This is a genomic window from Campylobacter concisus (assembly GCF_002092845.1).
GTDB lineage: Bacteria > Campylobacterota > Campylobacteria > Campylobacterales > Campylobacteraceae > Campylobacter_A > Campylobacter_A concisus_AQ.
This window is the reverse complement of the sequence record NZ_LVXF01000017.1, coordinates 1-5,000: the sequence shown is the minus strand read 5'-3', so window position 1 is coordinate 5,000 and position 5,000 is coordinate 1. Positions and strand designations below refer to the sequence as shown.

Below are 5,000 nucleotides of genomic sequence, written 5' to 3'. Positions count from 1 at the left end.
TGGACGACGTCAAGTCATCATGGCCCTTATGTCCGGGGCGACACACGTGCTACAATGGCATATACAATGAGAAGCAATATCGCGAGATGGAGCAAATCTATAAAATATGTCCCAGTTCGGATTGGAGTCTGCAACTCGACTCCATGAAGCCGGAATCGCTAGTAATCGTAGATCAGCCATGCTACGGTGAATACGTTCCCGGGTCTTGTACTCACCGCCCGTCACACCATGGGAGTTGATTTCACTCGAAGCCGGAATACTAAATTAGTTACCGTCCACAGTGGAATCAGCGACTGGGGTGAAGTCGTAACAAGGTAACCGTAGGAGAACCTGCGGTTGGATCACCTCCTTTCTAGAGTACATATAGATATTCTCTCACAAGATATCTATAAGAAAGATATTCTCAATCATCCTTGTTTAGTTTTGAAAGATTGATAGACCTATAGGGGCCTATAGCTCAGCTGGTTAGAGTGCACCCCTGATAAGGGTGAGGTCACAAGTTCAAGTCTTGTTAGGCCCACCAGAGAATTTAATTGGGGAATTAGCTCAGCTGGGAGAGCGCCTGCTTTGCACGCAGGAGGTCAGCGGTTCGATCCCGCTATTCTCCACCATAAAATAGTTTAACTATATTAAGTCTAATTAGAGAGCTTAAAAATTAAACTTTCTAATTAGACTTTTGTCTAAATGTTCTTTTAATTAATATTGTTAATAGTCACAAGCAAGTTTTAAAAACAATTTTACAGGACTTGTTAAAGATTTAAATTTCTATTCTCTTTGCATTTAATGCAAAAGTTTGACATCACAATCTATTTAGGATTTAAAACTTATCTAAATAGTAGTCAATGCTTTCCGTCTTGAGAGCTGGGATTTAAATTTAGTAACATAAAGTTATCTTTAACAAGGAAGTGATGCGAATTAGAATAATCTAATATAGAAAAGGTAAGCTACAAAGAGCAAGTGGTGGATGCCTTGGCTAGTAGAGGCGATGAAAGACGTGCCAGGCTGCGATAAGTCTCGGGGAGCCGTCAAGGGGCTTTGATCCGGGAATTTCTGAATGGGGCAACCCAGTTAAGCGCGAGCTTAACTACCTAATATGGAGCGAACGAGGGGAATTGAAACATCTTAGTACCCTCAGGAAAAGAAATCAAAAGAGATTACGCTAGTAGCGGCGAGCGAACGCGTAAGAGGGCAAACCGTTAGTTTACTAACGGGGTTGTAGGACTGCAATATAGACTAAACTTAGCTAATAGAATAATTTGGAAAGATTAAGCATAGAGGGTGATACTCCCGTATATGAAAGCTTTGTTTTACTTAGCAGTATCCTGAGTAGGGCGGAACACGTGATATTCTGTCTGAAGCTGGGTAGACCACTATCCAACCCTAAATACTACTACTAGACCGATAGTGCACAAGTACCGTGAGGGAAAGGTGAAAAGAACTGAGGTGATCAGAGTGAAATAGAACCTGAAACCATTTGCTTACAATCATTCAGAGCCCTATGATTTATCAGGGTGATGGACTGCCTTTTGCATAATGAGCCTGCGAGTTGTGATGTCTGGCAAGGTTAAGGAAACCCGGAGCCGTAGCGAAAGCGAGTCTTAATAGGGCGTTTAGTCAGACGTTGCAGACCCGAAACGATGTGATCTATCCATGAGCAGGTTGAAACCGGTGTAAGAGCCGGTGGAGGACCGAACCCGCTAGCGTTGAAAAGCTATGGGATGACTTGTGGATAGGGGTGAAAGGCCAATCAAACATCGTGATAGCTGGTTCTCTCCGAAATATATTTAGGTATAGCGTCATGTAGTAACACTAGGGGGTAGAGCACTGAATGGGCTAGGGCATACACCAATGTACCAAACCCTATCAAACTCCGAATACCTAGTGTGTAATCATGGCAGTCAGGCGGCGAGTGATAAAATCCGTCGTCGAGAGGGGAACAACCCAGACTAACAGCTAAGGTCCCTAAATCTCATTTAAGTGGAAAACGATGTGGAGTTACTTAAACAACCAGGAGGTTGGCTTAGAAGCAGCCATCCTTTAAAGAAAGCGTAATAGCTCACTGGTCTAGTGATTCTGCGCGGAAAATATAACGGGGCTAAAATGAGTACCGAAGCTTTAGACTTAGTTTTACTAAGTGGTAGGAGAGCATTGTATTTGCGTTGAAGGTATACCGGTAAGGAGTGCTGGAGCGAATACAAGTGAGCATGCAGGCATGAGTAGCGATAATTGGGGTGAGAATCCCCAACGCCGTAAACCCAAGGTTTCCTACGCGATGCTCGTCATCGTAGGGTTAGCCGGGTCCTAAGCAAAGTCCGAAAGGGGTATGCGATGGAAAATTGGTTAATATTCCAATGCCAACTATAATGTGCGATGGAAGGACGCTTAGAGTTAAGCAAGCTAGCGGATGGTAGTGCTAGTCGAAAGGTGTAGGTTAAGATTCAGGCAAATCCGGATCTTTTTAAGCCGAGACCCCACAGGCGTTTGAAGTTCTTCGGAATGGATAGCGAATTGCCGATACTGTCGAGCCAAGAAAAGTTTCTAAGTTTAGTTATAGTTGCCCGTACCGTAAACCGACACAGGTGGGTGGGATGAGTATTCTAAGGCGCGTGGAAGAACTCTCTTCAAGGAACTCTGCAAAATAGCACCGTATCTTCGGTATAAGGTGTGCCTAACTTTGTGAAGGATTTACTCCGTAAGCATTGAAGGTTACAACAAAGAGTCCCTCCCGACTGTTTACCAAAAACACAGCACTCTGCTAACTCGTAAGAGGATGTATAGGGTGTGACGCCTGCCCGGTGCTCGAAGGTTAATTGATGACGTTAGCTCTGCGAAGCGTTTGATCGAAGCCCGAGTAAACGGCGGCCGTAACTATAACGGTCCTAAGGTAGCGAAATTCCTTGTCGATTAAATATCGACCTGCATGAATGGCGTAACGAGATGGGAGCTGTCTCGAAGAGGGATCCAGTGAAATTGTAGTGGAGGTGAAAATTCCTCCTACCCGCGGCAAGACGGAAAGACCCCGTGGACCTTTACTACAGCTTGACACTGCTATTGGGATAAAAATGTGCAGGATAGGTGGGAGGCTTTGATCCATAGACGCCAGTTTATGGTGAGCCATTGTTGAGATACCACTCTTTTTTATTCTGATAGCTAACTAGCTTGAGTTATCCTCAAGTAGGACAATGTCTGGTGGGTAGTTTGACTGGGGCGGTCGCCTCCCAAAATGTAACGGAGGCTTACAAAGGTTGGCTCAGAACGGTTGGAAATCGTTCGTAGAGTATAAAGGCATAAGCCAGCTTAACTGCGAGACATACACGTCAAGCAGAGACGAAAGTCGGTCTTAGTGATCCGGTGGTTCTGTGTGGAAGGGCCATCGCTCAAAGGATAAAAGGTACCCCGGGGATAACAGGCTGATCTCCCCCAAGAGCTCACATCGACGGGGAGGTTTGGCACCTCGATGTCGGCTCATCGCATCCTGGGGCTGGAGCAGGTCCCAAGGGTATGGCTGTTCGCCATTTAAAGCGGTACGCGAGCTGGGTTCAGAACGTCGTGAGACAGTTCGGTCCCTATCTGCCGTGGGCGTAAGAAGATTGAGGAGAGTTGACCCTAGTACGAGAGGACCGGGTCGAACCAACCACTGGTGTACGAGTTGTTCTGCCAAGAGCACCGCTCGGTAGCTATGTTGGGATGTGATAACTGCTGAAAGCATCTAAGCAGGAAGCCAACTCCAAGATGAATCTTCTTTTAAGAGCTCATATAGACTATGTGTTTGATAGGCTGGGTGTGTAATGGATGAAAGTCCTTTAGCTGACCAGTACTAATAGCTCGTCTGCTTATCTTTTTATAAGCGTCACTTCCTTGTTAAGGATAAAAACTTAATAAGATATGTTTTTGCAAAACTTTGTTTATGACTTTTAACTTTATCAAGTAGTGTTAAATAAGAGATTTATCTAATATATCTTTTATTTAACACTGCCCGTGACTATACAGACGAGGAAACGCCTTGCTCCATCTCGAACCAAGAAGCTAAGCTCGTCCTGGCTGATGATACTCTCCCTTACTGGGATGTTGGAAAAGTAGGTCGTTGCGGGCTTTGTTAATTTTTAATCTTCTTTGTCTAAACAATTATCTTTTAAAATATTATTTCTTAATTTATAACAAAATATCAAATCTTACATTTATTTATTTTTTAAATAATCAGACTTTTTATCTCTATGTTTATAAATATCTTTTAGTTTATGCTTTTATATAAATATTGACTAAAAACACCAAATATGATAGACTCCAAACCCAAATTTACCCAAAAAGGACAAAAATGAAAAAGATTATATTCTCACTATTAGCAGCAGCTTCTACATTACTAGCAGCCATAAATTTAAACACCGCCACAAAAAGAGTTAATGAGTTTAGATGGCATAGGATCTTCAAAGGCAGATGCAATAATAGAGTATAGAAAAGCAAATAAATTTAACTCAATAGAAGATATAAAAAATGTAAATGGTATAGGCGATAAGACATTTGAAAATTTAAAATCAGATATATCAGTATCAGGCACTACAAAGATAGATGACACAAAATCAAAAATAAAATCTAAAAAAGATGAGATAAAAGAAAAAACAAGTAAAAAGAGTGATGAAGTAAAAGAGAAAAAAGATAGTGCTAAAGATAGTGCAAAAGAAGTCAAAGATAAGAAAGAAAAGCTAAAAGATAAAGCAGAGAAAAAGAGTAAAGCTAAAAAAGAGAAGAGCAAAGAGTAATAAATCTAGAAATTTATAAAAATTCTTACATAAAGTATATAAAAATAGTTAGGAGCACATGGTGCTCCTAATAAAAAATAGATTGGTTTTTATATATTTGCCTAATTTTTAAATTCTATAACTTAGTTTGTCTACTTTTTAAATTTTATAAATTAATAAGTTCATCTAATAGATCTTGTAAAGTAATGCTTCTTAGACTATCTTCTAAAGCTTCTTGTGCTTTTAGGAGGTGGTTGGTTAAGA

Annotated in this window: 1 protein-coding gene, 2 tRNA genes and 3 rRNA genes (1 of these 6 running past the window's edge); all 6 read left to right on the top strand. The window is 41.3% G+C overall.

Annotated features, from left to right (window positions below; genetic code table 11):
- Window positions 1–352: ribosomal RNA gene (locus A3854_RS04950) — 16S ribosomal RNA — on the top strand; it begins 1,159 nt to the left of the window's first position.
- A 94-nt stretch (window positions 353–446) separates the two neighbouring features.
- Window positions 447–523 (top strand) — tRNA-Ile (locus A3854_RS04945).
- A 12-nt stretch (window positions 524–535) separates the two neighbouring features.
- Window positions 536–611 (top strand) — tRNA-Ala (locus A3854_RS04940).
- Between the two features lie 326 nt (window positions 612–937).
- Window positions 938–3,841, top strand: a 23S ribosomal RNA gene (locus A3854_RS04935).
- A gap of 133 nt (window positions 3,842–3,974) precedes the next feature.
- Window positions 3,975–4,093 (top strand): 5S ribosomal RNA (gene rrf, locus A3854_RS04930).
- Together the 16S, 23S and 5S rRNA genes with 2 tRNA genes alongside form the textbook arrangement of a ribosomal RNA operon.
- Before the next feature lie 307 nt (window positions 4,094–4,400).
- Window positions 4,401–4,757: a ComEA family DNA-binding protein gene (locus tag A3854_RS10015; RefSeq protein ID WP_374057400.1), complete on the top strand. Its 357-nt coding sequence runs from the start codon at window positions 4,401–4,403 to the stop codon at window positions 4,755–4,757.
- Window positions 4,758–5,000 lie beyond the last annotated feature (243 nt).

Coding starts and splice junctions, on each gene's coding strand:
- A3854_RS10015 (WP_374057400.1), top strand. CDS start 4,401: ATGAGTTTAGATGGCATAGGATCTTCAAAGGCAGATGCAATAATAGAG.